The 16,640-nt window shown below is 72.1% G+C and carries 14 protein-coding genes, 1 tRNA gene and 1 other RNA gene; 4 read left to right on the top strand and 12 right to left on the bottom strand.

Features of this window, described 5'->3' with window-relative positions; all coding sequences use genetic code 11:
• Window positions 1-14 precede the first annotated feature (14 nt).
• Window positions 15-503 (top strand): SigE family RNA polymerase sigma factor, encoded by a 489-nt coding sequence (locus AWW66_RS09670; protein WP_067362978.1) that lies wholly within the window; start codon window positions 15-17, stop codon window positions 501-503.
• Complete coding sequence (locus tag AWW66_RS09665) at window positions 500-1,564, top strand: hypothetical protein (RefSeq protein WP_067362975.1); 1,065 nt, start codon at window positions 500-502, stop codon at window positions 1,562-1,564. The genes AWW66_RS09670 and AWW66_RS09665 overlap by 4 nt, the downstream gene beginning before the upstream one ends.
• 85 nt (window positions 1,565-1,649) lie before the next feature.
• On the opposite strand, the gene AWW66_RS09660 is transcribed toward AWW66_RS09665, so the two are convergent.
• The 3 genes from AWW66_RS09660 to eno all read right to left on the bottom strand — a co-directional run bounded on the left by AWW66_RS09660 (window position 1,650) and on the right by eno (window position 5,686).
• Window positions 1,650-2,474: an RNA methyltransferase gene (locus AWW66_RS09660; RefSeq protein WP_067362972.1), complete on the bottom strand. Its 825-nt coding sequence runs from the start codon at window positions 2,472-2,474 to the stop codon at window positions 1,650-1,652.
• Between the two features lie 130 nt (window positions 2,475-2,604).
• Window positions 2,605-3,723, bottom strand: coding sequence for a methyltransferase (locus tag AWW66_RS35940; protein WP_157527310.1), 1,119 nt, complete (start codon window positions 3,721-3,723; stop codon window positions 2,605-2,607).
• 679 nt (window positions 3,724-4,402) lie between these two features.
• Window positions 4,403-5,686, bottom strand: coding sequence for a phosphopyruvate hydratase (gene eno, locus AWW66_RS09650; RefSeq protein WP_067362966.1), 1,284 nt, complete (start codon window positions 5,684-5,686; stop codon window positions 4,403-4,405).
• Window positions 5,687-6,615: 929 nt separating this feature from the next.
• Between eno and AWW66_RS09640 the strand changes: the two genes are divergently transcribed.
• Window positions 6,616-7,983 carry a glycoside hydrolase family 10 protein gene (locus AWW66_RS09640; protein ID WP_067362960.1) on the top strand — a complete coding sequence of 456 codons (1,368 nt, stop codon included), beginning with the start codon at window positions 6,616-6,618 and terminating at the stop codon, window positions 7,981-7,983.
• Window positions 7,984-8,066: 83 nt separating this feature from the next.
• Here the strand turns inward: AWW66_RS09640 and AWW66_RS09635 are convergent, their stop codons facing one another.
• The 3 genes from AWW66_RS09635 to AWW66_RS09625 form a co-directional block, all read right to left on the bottom strand.
• The gene (locus AWW66_RS09635) at window positions 8,067-8,564 is read right to left on the bottom strand and encodes a GNAT family N-acetyltransferase (protein ID WP_067362956.1); all 498 of its coding nucleotides are present in this window, start codon (window positions 8,562-8,564) and stop codon (window positions 8,067-8,069) included.
• 141 nt (window positions 8,565-8,705) lie between these two features.
• A tRNA-Ala gene (locus AWW66_RS09630) sits at window positions 8,706-8,778 on the bottom strand.
• Between the two features lie 101 nt (window positions 8,779-8,879).
• Window positions 8,880-9,470, bottom strand: a complete 591-nt coding sequence (locus AWW66_RS09625; protein ID WP_067362953.1) for a YqgE/AlgH family protein — start codon at window positions 9,468-9,470, stop codon at window positions 8,880-8,882.
• 421 nt (window positions 9,471-9,891) lie between these two features.
• Here AWW66_RS09625 and mdlC point away from each other — a divergent pair, with 421 nt between their 5' ends.
• Window positions 9,892-11,487 carry a benzoylformate decarboxylase gene (gene mdlC / locus AWW66_RS09620; RefSeq protein ID WP_067363056.1) on the top strand — a complete coding sequence of 532 codons (1,596 nt, stop codon included), beginning with the start codon at window positions 9,892-9,894 and terminating at the stop codon, window positions 11,485-11,487.
• Between the two features lie 14 nt (window positions 11,488-11,501).
• On the opposite strand, the gene AWW66_RS09615 is transcribed toward mdlC, so the two are convergent.
• From AWW66_RS09615 to prfB, 6 genes are all read right to left on the bottom strand, one after another.
• Window positions 11,502-12,509, bottom strand: a complete 1,008-nt coding sequence (locus tag AWW66_RS09615; protein ID WP_067362950.1) for a hypothetical protein — start codon at window positions 12,507-12,509, stop codon at window positions 11,502-11,504.
• A 108-nt stretch (window positions 12,510-12,617) separates the two neighbouring features.
• Window positions 12,618-12,993, bottom strand: a transfer-messenger RNA (tmRNA) gene (gene ssrA / locus AWW66_RS09610).
• A gap of 126 nt (window positions 12,994-13,119) precedes the next feature.
• A complete protein-coding gene (gene smpB, locus AWW66_RS09605) occupies window positions 13,120-13,599 on the bottom strand; it encodes an SsrA-binding protein SmpB (protein WP_067363053.1) in 480 nt (159 codons plus the stop codon).
• Window positions 13,600-13,744: 145 nt separating this feature from the next.
• The gene (gene ftsX / locus AWW66_RS09600) at window positions 13,745-14,620 is read right to left on the bottom strand and encodes a permease-like cell division protein FtsX (protein ID WP_067362947.1); all 876 of its coding nucleotides are present in this window, start codon (window positions 14,618-14,620) and stop codon (window positions 13,745-13,747) included.
• Window positions 14,621-14,687: 67 nt separating this feature from the next.
• A complete protein-coding gene (gene ftsE, locus AWW66_RS09595; RefSeq protein ID WP_067362944.1) occupies window positions 14,688-15,368 on the bottom strand; it encodes a cell division ATP-binding protein FtsE in 681 nt (226 codons plus the stop codon).
• A 118-nt stretch (window positions 15,369-15,486) separates the two neighbouring features.
• Entirely contained in the window at window positions 15,487-16,608 is a 1,122-nt protein-coding gene (gene prfB / locus AWW66_RS09590; protein ID WP_067362942.1) for a peptide chain release factor 2, read from the bottom strand.
• Between the last annotated feature and the right edge of the window lie 32 nt (window positions 16,609-16,640).

Here is a 16,640-nt window from a genome sequence, read left to right as displayed (position 1 = left end):
GCAGGAGGTGGCGGATGGAGAGTTTCGACGAGGTCGTCACGGCCCGGCTGCCGGCGCTGCTGCGGTACGCGGCGGTGCTCGCCGGCGACCGGGACCTCGCCCAGGACATCGTCCAGGACTCGCTGGTACGGGCGCACGCCCGGTGGAAACGGATCGGCCGGATGGACCGGCCCGACCTCTACCTGCGCCGGATGGTCCTCAACGAGTACCTGTCGCTGCGCCGGCGACGGGCCCGGCGGGCGGCGCTGGAGCAGGCCCGGCGGGACCCGGTGGAGCACGACCCGGACCACGCCGTCGGGCACGCCGACCGCGCGGACCTGTGGGCCCGGCTCGCCGACCTGCCGCCCCGGCACCGCGCGGTGCTGGTGCTGCGCTACTACGAGGGGCTCGCCGACGGCGAGATCGCCGAGGTGCTCGGGTGCGCCCTCGGCTCGGTCCGCGTCTGGCGGTCCCGGGCCCTCGCCACGCTACGGCTCGATCTGGAACTGGAGGCAAGCCGATGAACGACCGACTGACCGACGCGTTCGCCGAGGGGGAACGGCACACACCCGACCCGGTCGAGGTGCTCGCGGGGGTCCACGCCGGCATCCGCCGACGTCGACGCCACCGCCGGTACGCAACCTCGGGCGCGGCCGGGATCGCGGTGCTCGCCCTCACCGCCGGGATCGCCCTGCTCCCCGCCGACCGGGGCGACCCGCTGCCGGGCAGCGGCCCGCCGCCGGTGGTCCAGGAGGTCCCGCCGCAGGAGTGCCGCCTGCACTTCGACTGGCTGCCGGAGGGGCTGGCGGAGCGGCCGGCGCGGACCTGCGGCCCGCGGGAACAGATCGTGTTCTACGCATTGGTCGACGGCCCCTACCTCAGCGCGTCGATCCACCCGCCGCAGTGGCGGGACCGATCGGTGTCGACAGGCTGGACCGAGACCGAGGTGAACGGCGGGTTCGGGCAGATCGCCACGCTGCCCACCCGGTCCTTCGTCCAGTTCGTCCTCCCCTCCGGACGGTGGGCGGAGCTGGAGTACGGCCACGGCCGGCCGGGGGACGCCGCCCAGGACGGGCTCGACGAGATCATCCTGCGGATCGCGCGTGGCGTCAGCGAGCAGACGACCGAGACGCTGCGCACGCCGTTTGCGCTCAGCTACCTGCCGCCCGGGCAGCACCTCGCGTACGTGTTTACCAGGAACGGCGCGACGGGAGTGAGCTACCAGGACGGCTCCGGAGAGATCACCGAGGACCGGATCGAGGCCACGACCGAGGACGGCCTGCCCATCGACCGGGCCCGGACCGACGACGGCACCAGCTACGGCATCGGCTGGGCCCCGGGGGCGGGCGACCCGCACGCCATGCCACTGACCGAGATGACCCGCTTGCCCGACATCCAGGGTCGACCGGCCCACCTCACCAGGCACGGCGACACGCTGATCATCGGCGACTTCCACGGCGGGCGGCTCTCCGTCCAGATGGTGCGGCAGGCTCCCCTGGTCGTACCGACGGAGCCGCCCCGCCCCGACCCCGCCGTCATCCGGGAACTCACCCGGATCGCCGAGGGGGTGCGCTGGGTGGGTTGACCAGGCCGGGCGGGTCGGGGCGGGCACGGGGCCGCTCCGACCCGCCGGATCATGGTCGGGCGCGCTGCCGCTCCGACCCGCCGGGTCACGGGCGGGCGCGCTGGCGGGTCGCCTCGTAGAGGACGACGGTCGCCGCTGTGGCCGCGTTCAGCGAACTCGCCGAGCCGGTGATCGGGATGCGGACCATCCGGTCGCACGCCTCCCGCCAGCCCGCGCTGAGCCCGTGCGTCTCGTTGCCGACCACGACGACCGTCGGGCCGGTCAGGTCGTGCCCGAAGACGTCGACGTCGCCGTGCTCGTCGGTGCCGACCACGGTGAGGGGTACCCCGGTGTCGCGGACCGAGGCGACCCAGTCCAGGACCTCCCGGTGGCTCGGCGCCCGGACCACCGGGACGGCGAAAAGGGAGCCGGTGCTGGCCCGGACCGCCTTCGGGTCGTACGGGTCGGCGGCGTGCCCGGTGATCACCACGCCGGCGGCCCCGAAGGCGTCCGCCGAGCGGACCAGGGTGCCGACGTTGCCCGGGGTGGTCGGCCGGTCGAAGACCAGCACCAGCCGGTCCGGCCCGGTGGGGATCCGGTCGAGCCGGTCCTCGGGCAGCTCGACCACGGCGAGCAGCTCCGGTGCCTCCTCGTCCTTGCCACCGAGTTCGCGCAGCAGCTCCGGGGCGACCGCGAACCGCTCGGCGGCCCCGGCGTCGGCCAGGATGCCCCGGGCCCACCGGGACAGCGCCGGCCCGTCGTTGTGCAGCACGGTACGGATCGTCCAGCCGTGCTGCACCGCCAGCGAGACCGGCCGGACCCCCTGCACCAGGAAGCCGCCCGCCCGTTGCCGCTTGGTGCGGTTGGTGAGCAGGGCCTGCCACTGCTGGAAGGTGGCGTTCCGGGTGGTGATCCTCAGTGTCCGCGCCACGGTGCCGGCCAGCCTCCTCGTCACGGACGCCGGCCCGGGGCGGGCGTCCCGGCGCGGCGTCTCCGGTCTGGGACGACCCTACCGACCGGCCCCGTCGCCCCGGCGTGGTGTGCGCGGGTACGCGGACGGGTCAGCGCGACACCGACACGGTCACCGGGACCACCTCGTGGACCTCGCGGTCGCGCAGGTGGCGGGCGAGCGGCGGCGCGTCGCCGCCGTGCCGCAGCAGCGGGCACTGCGGACCGACCCGTCCCTGCGGGATCATCGCGGCCGGGACGAAGGCCGCCGAGTCGCGGATCTCGCGGACGTCCAGCCGGTCCACCGGGACGTCGGTGAGCCAGCTCGCCACCAGGTCGCTCGCCGACCGGACCCCCCGGGGCACCTCGACCACCAGGAACAACCGGGCGTGGCAGCCCCGGCCCGCCGGGAGCAGGCCGACGACGCTCTCCAGCGCCCGCCGGGGCGGCATGGCGGCGGACGACCGCCCCCCGTCGGCGTACCGGATCGTGGTGGGGGTGTTGAACAGCAGGAGACTGCCGTCCGGCACGGGGAACCCGCCGGTGGTGACGTCCTCGACCAGCACGCGGGCGGCGACCCCGTTCAGCTCGGCGTTGACCCTCGACAGGTGGGCGGCCCGGGGGTTGACGTCGAGGGCGGTGAGCGAACGGTGGCGGGCCGCGAGACTGACGCCCAGCACGCCGCAGCCGCTGCCCACGTCGATCAGGGGGCCGCCCGGTTCCGCCTCGGCGGCGTACCGCAGCAGCGCCATCGACGAGGCGTGCGGGGGCAGCACCACGTCCACCCCGTCGGTGAGCTCGACGTCCCCCGCGTCGTCGAAGGCGAAGAGCTGGTCGGAGAGGAAGTACCGGGACGCGACCGGGGTGACCGAGAACCGCCCCCGGACCAGGTCGGCGGTGCCGGTGACGATGCCCGAGCAGTACAACGCCCGGCGCAGCTCCTCCGGCAGGACCGTCCGGTAGTCGTCCGCCGGCACCGGGGCGTTGCGGACGAAGAGCTGGGTCAGCAGCCCGGCCGGGGTACGGCACAACTGGTCGGACAGGTGGTCGGTGAGCAGGGCGTACGTGCCGGTGTTGCGGACCAGGTCCACCGGGTCGGTCGCGCCCAGCGTCGCCACCACCTGCTCGGCGGTGAACCCGACGGCACGGAACAGGGCGGGCAGCAGCCGTGCCGCCCGCCCCTTCGGCACGGTGAAGGTGCGGTCGGCGGTCACCTCGTTGACGGGATCCACCCCGTTCACCTCCCGTCCGCCACGCCCGTGGCCCGGCCGGTCGACGCGCGGCGAGGCCCGACTGCCATTGTCGGCCTGAGGAACAGCACCATCCGCCGTCCGACGTCAGCGGCCCCCGAACCCGGAATCCGAATCGGATGACGAATCGGATTAATGGCGGTGTCGACACCGGAAACAGCAATGGCGCAGACAGCGACCGGGCGGGCACGAACTCCGAAAACCTGACGTCCATTGCCGAATGGGCATGAATCCACAGGGGACTATACCCCCGGAACCGGGCACCGTCCACCGTTTCGCCCAGCCCCACCCGGGTACGGCAATCCACCAACAATCATCGATGAATGTGGCAGCCGTTCGAATTCGCCATTCCACTTGGGTGGGATTTCTGTCAGCCGCTGGCTGGAAATTCCATGACGGGTCGGCTCCGTATCCGACCCACCCGTCACGGCTCCCGGACAGGTACGCGCCGATCGGTCCGGGCCCTGGGGAACCGTCGAGCGAAACTGCATGTCAGGGGAATGGAGGACGCCCGGGGAAGGGTCGCGATGTGCCACGTGCGGAACCCCTGCCCGTGCGGAACCGTGCCCCACCGGCGCACCGGCCGGGTCGGGGCCACCCGCGCAGGGGCGGCCCCGACCCGGGACCTCGTCGGCGACCGGGGTGGCGGGAGGCCGGTCGGTCAGAAGCGGGCGCCGAGGACGCTGCGACCCGCGTAGCTGGCCTGCGAGCCCAGCTCCTCCTCGATCCGGATGAGCTGGTTGTACTTGGCGGTCCGGTCGGAGCGGGACAGCGAGCCGGTCTTGATCTGCCCGCAGCCGGTGGCGACCGCCAGGTCGGCGATGGTGCTGTCCTCGGTCTCGCCGGACCGGTGCGACATGACGGCGGTGTAGCCCGCCTTGTGCGCCGTCTCGGTGGTGGTGAGGGTCTCGGTCAGGGTGCCGATCTGGTTCACCTTGATCAGGATCGAGTTGGTGATGCCCCGCTCGATCCCGTCCCGCAGCCGGCGCACGTCGGTGCAGAACAGGTCGTCGCCGACAAGCTGCACCTCGGCGCCGAGGGCGTCGGTGAGCAGCTTCCAGCCGGCGAAGTCGTCCTCCGCCATGCCGTCCTCGATCGACACGATCGGGAACCGGCGGGCCAGGTCGGCCAGGTAGGCGACGTGCTCCTCGACGGAGCGCTTGAGGTTCTCGCCCCGGTAGTCGTAGACGCCGTCGGCGTAGAACTCCGACGCCGCCGCGTCCAGCGCGATCGCCACGTCCGCACCGGCGCGGTAGCCGGACTTCTCGATCGAGTCCACGATGAACTCCAGCGCCTCGTCGGCCGAGCGCAGGTTCGGCGCGAAGCCGCCCTCGTCGCCGACGTTCACGTTGTGCCCGGCGCTCTTCAGGCCCTTGCGCAGGGTGTGGAACACCTCGGAGCCGATCCGGACCGCGTCGGCGAAGGTCTCCGCGCCGATCGGGGCGATCATGAACTCCTGGTAGTCGATCGGGTTGTCGGCGTGCGCGCCCCCGTTGATGATGTTCATCAGCGGCACCGGCATCAGGTTGGCCGAGACGCCACCCACGTACCGGTACAGGGGCAGCGTGTTCGCCGCCGCGGCGGCGCGGACCACGGCCAGCGAGACGCCCAGGATGGCGTTCGCGCCGAGCCGGCCCTTGTTGGGCGTACCGTCCAGCTCGATCAGCTTCGCGTCGACCGCCGCCTGCGCCTCGGCCTCCAGCCCGACCACCGCTGCCGCGATCTCCGAGTTGACCGCGGTCACCGCCTTGCGCACGCCCTTGCCGTGGTACCGGGACGAGTCGCCGTCGCGCAGTTCCACCGCCTCGTTGGTCCCGGTCGACGCGCCCGACGGCACCGCCGCACGTCCGAACGAACCATCTTCGAGGATCACGTCGACCTCGACCGTCGGATTGCCCCGACTGTCGAGGATCTCGCGGCCGACGACACGGGAGATGGCGGTCATGTCACACCCCTGGGATTTCGGCGCCGGTGCGCAGACAGGACACCGGCGAAACCGGTCGAGAACCGGGGTGGCCAGCGCCGCTGCGGACCGCCCACCGATTCGTGCAGGGCCCATCATGCCAGCCGCCCGTCACCACGCCCCGTGCGGCACTCGTCACCGCCGCAGGCCCGGCCGACGCCGCCGCGCCGCCCCGACCGCCGCCGCCGACACCGCGCGCGAACTGTTACCGCGAACAAATCTGGCGTACACCCGACGGTCACCCCACGGCGGCCGGCGCACCGCCCGGCGGCCCGGCCCGCGCGGCCGACCCAGCGGCACATATTCGCAGCCCAGAGTCGATGGCACGACCGACCCGGCACACCGGCCGGTCACCCCGGTCGACGCCGCGATCCGACACCCGGACGTGATCGTCAAGCATCGATGGGTTGATTGTGTTAACGGTAACAGGCTAGGCTCCCGACACGGAGCGAAGGGCACGCTCCGACTGCACGCCGACACCCGCCGGGAGCCGGGAGGCGTCGAGCGGCACCACGTCGACGGGCGGCACCACCCCGCGCCACGGGCACCGCACCCCGCCCGGTCGCCACGGCACCCGGCCGTGGTCGCCCGCCGGGAACCACGCGGACCCGTCACCGCCCGTGCCGCAGGTGCCGGCCGTCCGGAGCGGACGCCGGCGACCCACCACCGCCAGGTCGCGCCACGACCGCCAGGGGCGGTCCGGCGTGCCCCGAACCCCCCGCCGACCGGTGGTCACCACCGGTGGCGGACGCGGCGACGGCCCCGTCCCGGCCGCTGCCGCACCGTCCCGTACCGGGCCGTTCCGCCACCGGGCCCGGTGCACCGCGCCGGCCGGCCCCGGCGTACCAGGTAGTCCCACCGGGTGGGCACCACACCGGTCCACCCGGCCACCACCACGAAAGGTTCCGTCCATGGACGACACGTCCACCCGCCGTCGTGGCCTGTTCCGGCCACGAAACCTGATCACCCTCGCCGCCGGCGCCGCCCTGGTCGCGACGACCCTGGTCGTCCCCGGCACCGCCAGCGCCAACACCACCCTGCGCGCCGCCGCCGCTGCGAAGGGCCGCTACTTCGGCGCCGCCACCAGCTCGTTCATGTTCTCCGACACGCAGCACGTCACGATCCTGAACCGCGAGTTCAACTCGATCGTGGCCGAGAACGAGATGAAGTGGGACGCCACCGAGCCCAACCAGAACCAGTTCACCTTCACCGGCGGCGACCGGCTCGTCGCCCACGCCCGCGCCAACGGCATGTCCGTCCGGGGGCACGCCCTGGTCTGGCACGCCCAGCAGCCCCGCTGGGCGCAGAACCTCTCCGGCACCGCCCTGCGCAACGCGATGATCAACCACATCACCCGGGTCGCCACCCACTACCGGGGCCAGATCCACTCCTGGGACGTGGTCAACGAGGCGTTCGCCGACGGCGGCAGCGGCGGCCGGCGCGACTCCAACCTCCAGCGCACCGGCAACGACTGGATCGAGGTGGCCTTCCGGACCGCCCGCGCCGCCGACCCGACCGCGAAGCTCTGCTACAACGACTACAACACCGACGGCGTGAACGCGAAGTCGACCGGCATCTACAACATGGTCCGCGACTTCAAGGCCCGGGGCGTACCGATCGACTGCGTCGGCTTCCAGTCCCACCTGGGCACCGGGCTCGCCAGCGACTACCAGGCCAACCTGCAACGCTTCGCCGACCTCGGCGTCGACGTGCAGATCACCGAACTGGACGTGGCCCAGGGGTCCAGCCAGGCCAGCATCTACGAGCGGGTGACCCGGGCCTGTTTGGCGGTAACCCGCTGCACCGGCATCACCGTCTGGGGCGTCCGGGACAGCGACTCCTGGCGGCGCGGCGAGAACCCGCTGCTCTTCGACGGCAACGGCAACAAGAAGCCGGCGTACACCGCCGTGCTCAACGCGCTGAACAGCGGCAGCGGCCCGAACCCGACCACCCCGCCGCCGACCACCACCCCGCCGCCGACCGGAGGCGGCGCGTGCAGCGCGGCGGTGACGTTGAACTCGTGGAACGGCGGCTTCACCGCCTCGATCCGGGTCACCGCCGGCAACGCCCCGCTCACCGGGTGGACCGTCAGCGTCACCCTGCCCGGCGGCGCGGCGGTCACCAGCGCCTGGAACGCCACCAACACCGGTACCACCGGAACGGTGGCCTTCCGCAACGTCAGCTACAACGGTCAACTCGGCGCCGGTGCCAGCACCGAGTTCGGTTTCCAGGGCACCGGGGTGGGCCCCACCGCCACCCCCACCTGCCAGGCCGCGTAGCCCGGGTGCCGCCCCGGCCCGGCGTGCCCGGGTCGGGGCGGCCCGCCCCCACCGTCGGCGCGGACCGTGCGGTGACGCCGGAGTCAGGCCGCCAGGTCCGGGAGCCGCTCGCGGGTCAGCTCCGCGACGACCTCGCCGTCCCCGTCCCACTCCAGGTCCCGGAAGCCGACCGAGCCGTAGAGCCGGCGGGCCGTGTCGTTCGAGGCGTGGACGGACAGCCGGACGGCCGGACAGTCGGGCCGCTCCATCAGGCAGCGCACCAGGGTCAGGACGGTGGCGCGGCCCAGTCCGGCGCCCTGCCGCGACGCGTCGATCACCATGCCGCCGATCCAGTACCGCTGGTCGTCGTCGTCCCAGCCCCACATGACGTGGCCGACGACCTCCTCGTCGGCACAGACCGCCAGCGACCGCCACACCCCTTCACGCAGGCTGAGCAGCAGGTACCGCGCGGCCGACGGCGCGACGAAGTCCCGTTGGTCGTCGCGGGGCACGACGTCCGCCACCGCCCGCCAGTTGTCGTCGTCGACGGGCCGCAGCCGTACGCGCCGCCCCGCCCGGTCCGTCAGCCCGGCATCGATCATCGCCGCCCCATCCCGTGACAGGTCGTACCGTCGGATCCTCGTCCGGGGGTCCCGACCACCGGAGTGCGGTGCGACGCCCGGTCGACACGAAAAACAGGCACCAGTCGATGACTGATGCCTGTCCACCTACGCTCTGCGAGGTGGAGCCGAGGGGACTCGAACCCCTGACCCCCACACTGCCAGTGTGGTGCGCTACCAGCTGCGCCACGGCCCCTTGCTGCTGTCCCGGTTGCCCGGGCACTGGCGAAACTATACACATGTCGGCCGCCCCGGTCACATCGCGGGGTCCCGGTCCGGCGGTCGTCGCCGGGCGGATCAGTTCAGCGTCACGTCCGGCGGGAAGTGGGCGACGGCGGCCATCATTCCGCCCTGCCGGCGCAGCACCATCGGCCAGAGATCGTCGGGCCGGTCGACGAAGGCGTCCCCGGGCAGGGCGTCCAGCACGAACCAGGAGCCCTCCTCGATCTCCTGTTCGAGCTGGCCGGCGCCCCAGCCGGAGTAGCCGGCGAAGACCCGGATGCCGGTGACGTTCTCCCGCAGTTTCTCCGGGTCCACCGACAGGTCGACCGTGCCGACCGCGCCGGAGACCTGGTGGAAGCCGCGCAGCCGGCGTACCGGGTGGCGCAGGCGGGCCAGGCAGATCGCCGAGTCGGGTTGCACCGGGCCGCCCTCGAAGAGCACCGCCGGGTGCCGGGCGAGGTCGCTCCAGTCGCCGAGCACGTCGGCGACCGGCACCTCGGTGGCCCGGTTGAGCACCACCCCGAGCGCCCCGCCCGCCTCGTGCGCGACGAGCAGCACCACCGTACGGTCGAAGTTCGGGTCCTTGAGCGCGGGAGTCGCGACCAGCAGGCGGCCGGTCATCGACTCCATCGAACGACCGCCGATCGCCTGTCCCTCTCCCTGCATGTCAACCATCCGCCAACCGCACTGCGGCGCGACGGCCCCCGCATCGGTGGTCGTGCCCGGCCGACCCGGGCCGCAACCGTGTCCGCCACGCCGGGGGCACACCGCCCGCCCGGACCGTCCGCGCTGTCACCGCCATGCCTGGCACCATAGCCTGCGCCTGCGGTGCTGGCTAAGGTCTGACCGGCAGGTGATCGACGCACATCACGGGTTACCCGGACGGGTCCGGCGGCCGAGCAGGGACGATCGTCGGCGTCGCCCACCCCCCGTCCCCGACGACGTCACCCAGCAGGTACCGGAGCCGCCCGGCAGGGTGCCGCCGGCCGGCTCCCGTTCCTCCTCGCCCGAGCAAATCACCCCGTTCACGAGAGTTGTCCGGATAGATTCGGCGACGGGGGTGCCGCAGACGAGAGGTGGGGTGACGATGGCCACAGTCCGCGACGCCACCTACGACCTGCTCCGCAGCCTCGGCCTGACCACCCTGTTCGGCAACCCCGGCTCCACCGAGGAACCGTTCCTCCAGGACTTCCCCGCCGACTTCCACTACGTCCTCGCCCTCCAGGAGGCCTCCGCGGTGGCGATGGCCGACGGGTACGCCCAGGCCACCGGCCGTCCCGCGCACGTCAACCTGCACACCGCCCCGGGTACCGGCAACGGGATGGGCAACCTGGTCACCGCCTGGCACAACCGCACCCCCCTGATCGTCACCGCCGGTCAGCAGAGCCGGCGGATGCTGCTCCTGGAGCCCCGGCTGGCCAGCCCGAACGCCACCGACCTGGCCCGGCCGTACGTGAAGTGGAGTCACGAGCCGGTCCGCGCCCAGGACATCCCGGCGGCCCTGATGCGGGCGTACGCCACCGCCGTGCAGCCGCCCACCGGCCCGGTCTTCCTCTCCCTGCCGATGGACGACTGGGAGCAGCCCGCCGACCCGCCCCCACAGGTCCGTACGGTCGCCACCCGGTACGCCCCCGATCCCCGGCGGCTGCGCGACTTCGCCGACCTCGTGGCGGCCAGCCGTACCCCCGCCCTGGTGCTCGGGGCGGCGGTGGACCGCGCGCGGGCGTGGCCGGCGGCGGTGGCGTTGGCGGAGAAACTGCACGCCCCGGTCTGGTCCGCCCCGGCCCCGGAGCGGGCCAGCTTCCCCGAGGACCACCCGTACTTCCGGGGAGTCCTGCCGTACGCCATCGCACCCCTGGCCGAGACGCTGCGCGGCCACGACACGGTGCTGGTGGTCGGCGCGCCGGTGTTCCGCTACTACCCGCACCTGCCGGGCGACCACCTGCCGGACGGGGCCCGGCTGCTGCACGTCACCGACGACCCGGACGAGGCCGCCCGCGCCCCGGTCGGCGACAGCCTGCTCGGCGACCCGGGGCTGACCCTCGCCGCGCTGGTGGACCTGCTGCCGGTCGCGGCCCGCCCGGAGCCGTCGCCCCGCCCGGCCCCCGACCCGCCGCGGACCGGCACCCCGCTCACCGCCGACGCGCTCTTCGCCGCGCTGGCCCGGCACTGGCCGGCCGACGGGGTGCTGGTCCAGGAGTCACCGTCCAACCTGGCCGCGCTGCGCCGACGGCTGTGGATCCGGCGACCGGCGTCCTACTTCACCATGGCCAGCGGCGGGCTCGGCTTCGGGCTGCCGGCGGCCGTCGGGATCGCCCTGGCCGAACGGGACACCGGCCGCCGCCGGCCGGTGGTGGCGGTGATCGGCGACGGCTCGTTCCACTACTCGGTGCAGGCGCTCTGGACCGCCGCCCGGCTCCGGCTCCCGCTGGTCGTCGTGGTCCCGATCAACCAGCAGTACGCCATCCTGAAGTCGTTCGCCGCGCTCAAGGACACCCCCGGGGTACCCGGGCTGGACCTGCCCGGGGTGGACCTCACCGCGCTGGCCCGGGGGTACGGCTGCGCCGCCACCGTGGCCACCACCCCGGACGACCTCGGCGACGCCCTCGCCGCCGGCCTGCTGGCCGACGGCCCGACCGTGCTGCCGGTGCCGATCAGCACCGAGATCCCCCCGATCCTCTGACCGGCCGGCACGGCTCAGGGGCTGTGCAGCCGGACCGGTGCGCCGGTGAGCGCGTCGAGCACCGTCCGGTCACCGAGCGGGGCCCGGAGGGTGACCGAGACCGGTTCGAGTTGGAGTTGCTCGGTGCAGACGTCCGTCGAGCGGACCACCCCACCGCCGAGCACCACCAGGTCGTCCCGTTCCCACACCAGCGGGGTGATGTCGGTGTCGCAGGCGCCCAGGCCGAGCCGCAGGTCGATCCGGTCGCCGGCCACCGCGTCGAGCCCGACGGCGCCGACCAGCCCCTCCGGGGCCGGCGACGAGGGCGGGGTCGCCTCCGGCACCGCGTCGACCGCCGCCGGGGCGACCGCGAGCCGGGCCACCCGCGCGTCCAGTTCCGCCACGGTGAACAGCCAGGCCGGCACCTGTGCCACCCCCCGGCTGGTCCGCACCGGGGCCGTACCCAGCTCCGCCTCGGTCACCGTCAACGACACGCACGTCCTCGGGGCCTGGGTCTGGACCGGGTCGTCCGGGCCGGGCGGCACGACCGGCCCGCCCTTGCGGGGCTCCGGCACACCGCCACCGGGCTCCGGTGGGCAGGACGGCGGGTCGCCCTGGTCGAGCTGGCGGTACGCGTTTGCCGCGCTGACCAGCGGCACCGAGCGGGTACCGGCCGGGAAGCGGATCACCCCGTCGGGTGGCCGGGCGGTGGGCAGGTCGACCCGCACCCGGTACCACCCCGAGCGGTACGCCTGCTCCGTCTGCGGGGTGAACGCCGGAGCGCCGAGCAGTACCGTCGGCTCCTGCAACGGGACGTACCCGGAGGTCCAGGTCGGACCGGGTCGCCAGGCCTCGGCGACCTGCGCGGCGCGCTGCTCGAACGCGGCACGCTGACCCTCCGCACCACCGCCCGGTCCACTCTGCGGCGTCCCGGCGCTCGCCGCGTCAGGCGGCTGACCGTGACCCGCACCCTCCGAACCGGCCGGCCCACAGCCGACGACCAGCACCAGCGGCAACCCCAGCAGACCAACGACTCGACGCATACCCCTCCGACGGCCACCCACCCCCACCGGTTCCCCCACCCGCCCTCCTCGCGTGGACGGGGGGAAACAGCAGCGCGCCCCGGTCCGCAGGGACCGGGGCGCACTGGGTGGTGGAGGTGCCGGGAATCGAACCCGGGTCCTTCGCCGCCTTGTCAGGGCTTCTCCGAGCGCAGCTCGCTATGCCTCTACTCGGCCCCTCCGATCACGCGAGCGAGTCGGTGTGACGGGCCCAGTCGCTGATTGATCTCGCCGCACGGACCCCGCGACCGGGTCCGATTGGCCAGCCTTCTAGCTGATGCCGGCTAACTGGGTCGAAGGCGCTCCCAGGCCGACAGACTCACTACTCGCCTCAGGCGGCGAGAGCGAAGTCAGCGCGATTTTGCTTGGCGCTTATTGTTTTCCGACGACCGATTCACGAGACGACGTCGGCTTCCTCGGCTCGCTTCCCCTGCCGCAACGCACGAAGTCGAAACCAGTCACCCCCTCGACGGCTGCCCCTGTGGCAGCACACCAAGCCTAACGCCTCGCGCAACGGCTTTCATCCCCGAGCCCCCGATCGACCCGGCAGCCGAACCGGACACCAGGCGACAGAGGGCACGGAGCGGACGAACTACTCGTGCATCCCCTTGCCGCGCCGGCCGGCGGCCCGGGCGATCTCCCGGTCCGCGTCCCGCTTGGCGAGGTCCTGCCGCTTGTCGTACGACTTCTTGCCCTTGGCCAGGGCGATCTCCACCTTGGCCCAGCCGTCGGAGAAGTAGACCTGCAACGGCACCATGGTCAGGCCGCCCTCGCGGGTCTTGCCGATCAGCCGGTCGATCTCCAGCCGCTTGAGCAGGAGCTTGCGGGTCCGCCGGGGCTCGTGGTTGGTCCAGGTGCCCTGGGTGTACTCCGGGATGTGCATCCCGTGCAGGTACAGCTCGCCGTTGCGCTCCTGGGCGAAGGCGTCCACCAGCGAGGCGCGGCCGGCCCGCAGCGACTTGACCTCGGTGCCGGTCAACGCCATCCCCGCCTCGTACGTGTCGAGGATGCTGTAGTCGTGCCGCGCCTTCTTGTTGGAGGCGACGACCGTGCGCCCCTTCTCCCGTGGCATCGGCGCCACCCCCTTCCGGCTTCCCGCCCACGACCGTCCGGCCGTCGGGCGGAGATCATGCTACCCGAACGGGAACGACCCTCCCGCGCCGTTTTGTTCCCGGCGCGGGAGGGCCCTGACGTGTCCCTCAGACCCGACGAGGCAACTAGACCCGCAGGTAGAAGCGGAGGGTGACCCAGGCGGTGACCGCGCTGACCAGCGCGCCCACGCCCGCCATGATCGGGAAGGTCAGGAAGATCTCGCCCCAGCTCACCGGGGAGAAAAGCCCCTGCAGAGTGCTCAGCGCCCCGTCGAAGAGGAACACCTTCAACCCGACCAGGGCACCGAGGCCGAGGATCGAACCGACCAGCCCGGCGACGACCGCCTCCAGCACGAACGGCGCCTGGATGAACCAGTTCGAGGCACCGACCAGCTTCATGACGGCCACCTCACGCCGCTTGCTGTACGCCGCGACCTGGATGGTGTTCGCCACCAGCAGGAGGGCGGCGATCGCCATCGCGATGGCGGCCACCAGGGCCACGTTCTGCCCGGCGGTGAAGAGGTTGAAGATCTTGTCGAGGACCCGGCTCTGGTCGACGATCTGGTCGACGCCCTCGACGCTCTGGTACTGCTCGTTGATCTGCCGGTACTGCTCCGGGTCGACCAGCCGCAGCCGGAACGACTCCGGCAGCTGCTCCGGCTTGACCGCGCTCACCAGGTCGGGGGCGTCCTGGTACATGTCCTTGAACCGCTCGTACGCCTCGGTCTTGTCGACGTAGATGACCTCGCGGATCAGCGGGTCGGAGCGGAGCTGGCCGTCCAACGCGGTCCGCTGCTCCTCGGCCACCTCCGGCTCCAGGAAGATCGAGACCTCGACGTTCTCGAAGTACAGGTTCTTCATGTCGGCGACCTTGTTGTAGACCAGGCCGCTGACGCCGAGCATGGTCAACGACACCGCCATCGTGATGATCATCGCGATGGTCATGGTCACGTTGCGCCACAGTCCGACCAGTACCTCGGACAGGACGTATTTCACGCGCATCGGGGGTTCCTCCGGGTCTCCGGCATGAGGTGTTCGTCAGGGTGTACGGCAGGGGTGGAGGTCCGGCTCACCCGTAGACGCCGCGGGCCTGGTCGCGCACGATCCGGCCGCTCTCGATCTCGATCACCCGGCGCCGCATCTGGTTCACGATGTTGGAGTCGTGCGTGACCATCACGACGGTCGTGCCGGTGCGGTTGATCCGGTCCAGCAGGCGCATGATCTCGATGGAGGTGTCCGGGTCGAGGTTACCGGTCGGCTCGTCGGCCAGCAGGATCAACGGGCGGTTGACGAACGCCCGCGCGACGGCGACACGCTGCTGCTCACCACCGGAGAGCTCGTGGGGGTACCGGTGCTCCTTGCCGCCGAGCCCGACCAGTTCCAGCACCTCCGGCACGACCCGGCGGGCGACCGCCTTGGTCTTGCCGATGACCTCCAGGGCGAACGCGACGTTCTCGTACGCCGTGCGGTTCGGCAGCAGCCGGAAGTCCTGGAAGACGCAGCCGATGGAGCGCCGGAAGTGCGGACGCTTCCAGGACCGCAGCGAGGTGACGTCCTTGCTGTTGACGATGACCTTCCCCTTGTTGGGGGTGACCTCGTGCAGCAGCATCTTGATGATCGTGGACTTACCGGAGCCCGAGGGGCCGATGAAGAAGACGAACTCGCCCTTCTCGATCGAGACGGACACGTTGTCGAGCGAAGGCCGGGACGCCTTCGGGTACGTCTTCGTCACTTGCTCAAGCTGAATCACGGGTGGTGAGTCTACGCCGTGTAATCGGAACGCCAAGTGCTACGCCCCGATGATGCGAGGCGCGTCATCCAAATAGCCGTTCAGCAGGAGATCGACGGAGCGCAGCGCCCGCGCTTGGTCACGCGCTGTCGCCGGCGAGCTGCCGCTGCTTGCGCCAGCGGATACCGGCTTCGATGAAGTCGTCCAGCTCCCCGTCGAAGACCGAGCTGGGGTTGCCCGTCTCCTGCTCGGTACGCAGATCCTTCACCATCTGATACGGGTGCAGGACGTACGAGCGCATCTGGTCGCCCCAGGAGCCGGCGGCGTCGGTCTTCAGACCCTCCAGCTTGGCCTGTTCCTCCTGGCGCTTGCGCTCCAGCAGCCGGGCCTGGAGCACCCGCAGGGCGGACGCCTTGTTCTGGAGCTGGGACTTCTCGTTCTGGCAGGTGACCACGATGCCGGTCGGGATGTGGGTGATCCGCACCGCCGAGTCGGTGGTGTTGACCGACTGGCCCCCCGGCCCCGAGGAGCGGTACACGTCGACCCGCATCTCGTTCTCGGGGATGTCGACCTGGTCGGTCTGCTCGACGACCGGGAGCACCTCCACCCCGGCGAAGCTGGTCTGCCGCCGCCCCTGGTTGTCGAAGGGGCTGATCCGGACCAGCCGGTGGGTGCCCGACTCGACACTGAGCGTGCCGTAGGCGTACGGCACCTTGACCGTGAAGGTGGCCGACTTCAGGCCCGCCTCCTCCGCGTACGAGGTCTCGTAGACCTCGGTCGGGTAGCCGTGCCGCTCGGCCCAGCGCAGGTACATCCGCAGCAGCATCTCGGCGAAGTCGGCCGCGTCCACGCCGCCGGCACCCGCCCGGATGGCGACCAGCGCCTCCCGCGAGTCGTACTCGCCGGAGAGCAGGGTGCGGACCTCCATCTCCTGGATGGCCTTGGTCAACCCGACGACCTCGGACTCGACCTCACCGAGCGCCCCGGCGTCGCTCTCCGCCTCGGCCAGCTCCAGCAGCACGTGCGCGTCGTCGAGCCGGGAGCGCAGGCTGCCCAGCTTGCTGATCTCACCGTTGACGTACGACAGCTGGGAGGTCACCTGCTGCGCCCGGGCCTGGTCGTCCCAGAGATCCGGCGCGGAGGCCTCCTGCTCCAGACGGGCCTTGTCCTCCCGCAACCGGTCGAGGTTGAGCACGGCCTCGATGTTGCGCAGGGTCGCGTCGAGTTCCTTGAGCTTTTCGGCGTAATCGGCAGCGGTCACGACAGACAAGCGTACTGCTCGGGCGAGGAGTG

Source organism: Micromonospora rosaria, from assembly GCF_001567585.1.
GTDB lineage: Bacteria > Actinomycetota > Actinomycetes > Mycobacteriales > Micromonosporaceae > Micromonospora > Micromonospora rosaria.
Note: the sequence above shows the minus strand (reverse complement) of the source record. Positions and strands in the feature narration are given on the sequence as shown.

Coding starts and splice junctions, on each gene's coding strand:
- AWW66_RS09670 (WP_067362978.1), top strand. CDS start 15: ATGGAGAGTTTCGACGAGGTCGTCACGGCCCGGCTGCCGGCGCTGCTG.
- AWW66_RS09665 (WP_067362975.1), top strand. CDS start 500: ATGAACGACCGACTGACCGACGCGTTCGCCGAGGGGGAACGGCACACA.
- eno (WP_067362966.1), bottom strand. CDS start 5,686: ATGACCGCCATCTCCCGTGTCGTCGGCCGCGAGATCCTCGACAGTCGG.
- AWW66_RS09640 (WP_067362960.1), top strand. CDS start 6,616: ATGGACGACACGTCCACCCGCCGTCGTGGCCTGTTCCGGCCACGAAAC.
- AWW66_RS09635 (WP_067362956.1), bottom strand. CDS start 8,564: ATGATCGATGCCGGGCTGACGGACCGGGCGGGGCGGCGCGTACGGCTG.
- AWW66_RS09625 (WP_067362953.1), bottom strand. CDS start 9,470: ATGCAGGGAGAGGGACAGGCGATCGGCGGTCGTTCGATGGAGTCGATG.
- mdlC (WP_067363056.1), top strand. CDS start 9,892: ATGGCCACAGTCCGCGACGCCACCTACGACCTGCTCCGCAGCCTCGGC.
- AWW66_RS09615 (WP_067362950.1), bottom strand. CDS start 12,509: ATGCGTCGAGTCGTTGGTCTGCTGGGGTTGCCGCTGGTGCTGGTCGTC.
- smpB (WP_067363053.1), bottom strand. CDS start 13,599: ATGCCACGGGAGAAGGGGCGCACGGTCGTCGCCTCCAACAAGAAGGCG.
- ftsX (WP_067362947.1), bottom strand. CDS start 14,620: ATGCGCGTGAAATACGTCCTGTCCGAGGTACTGGTCGGACTGTGGCGC.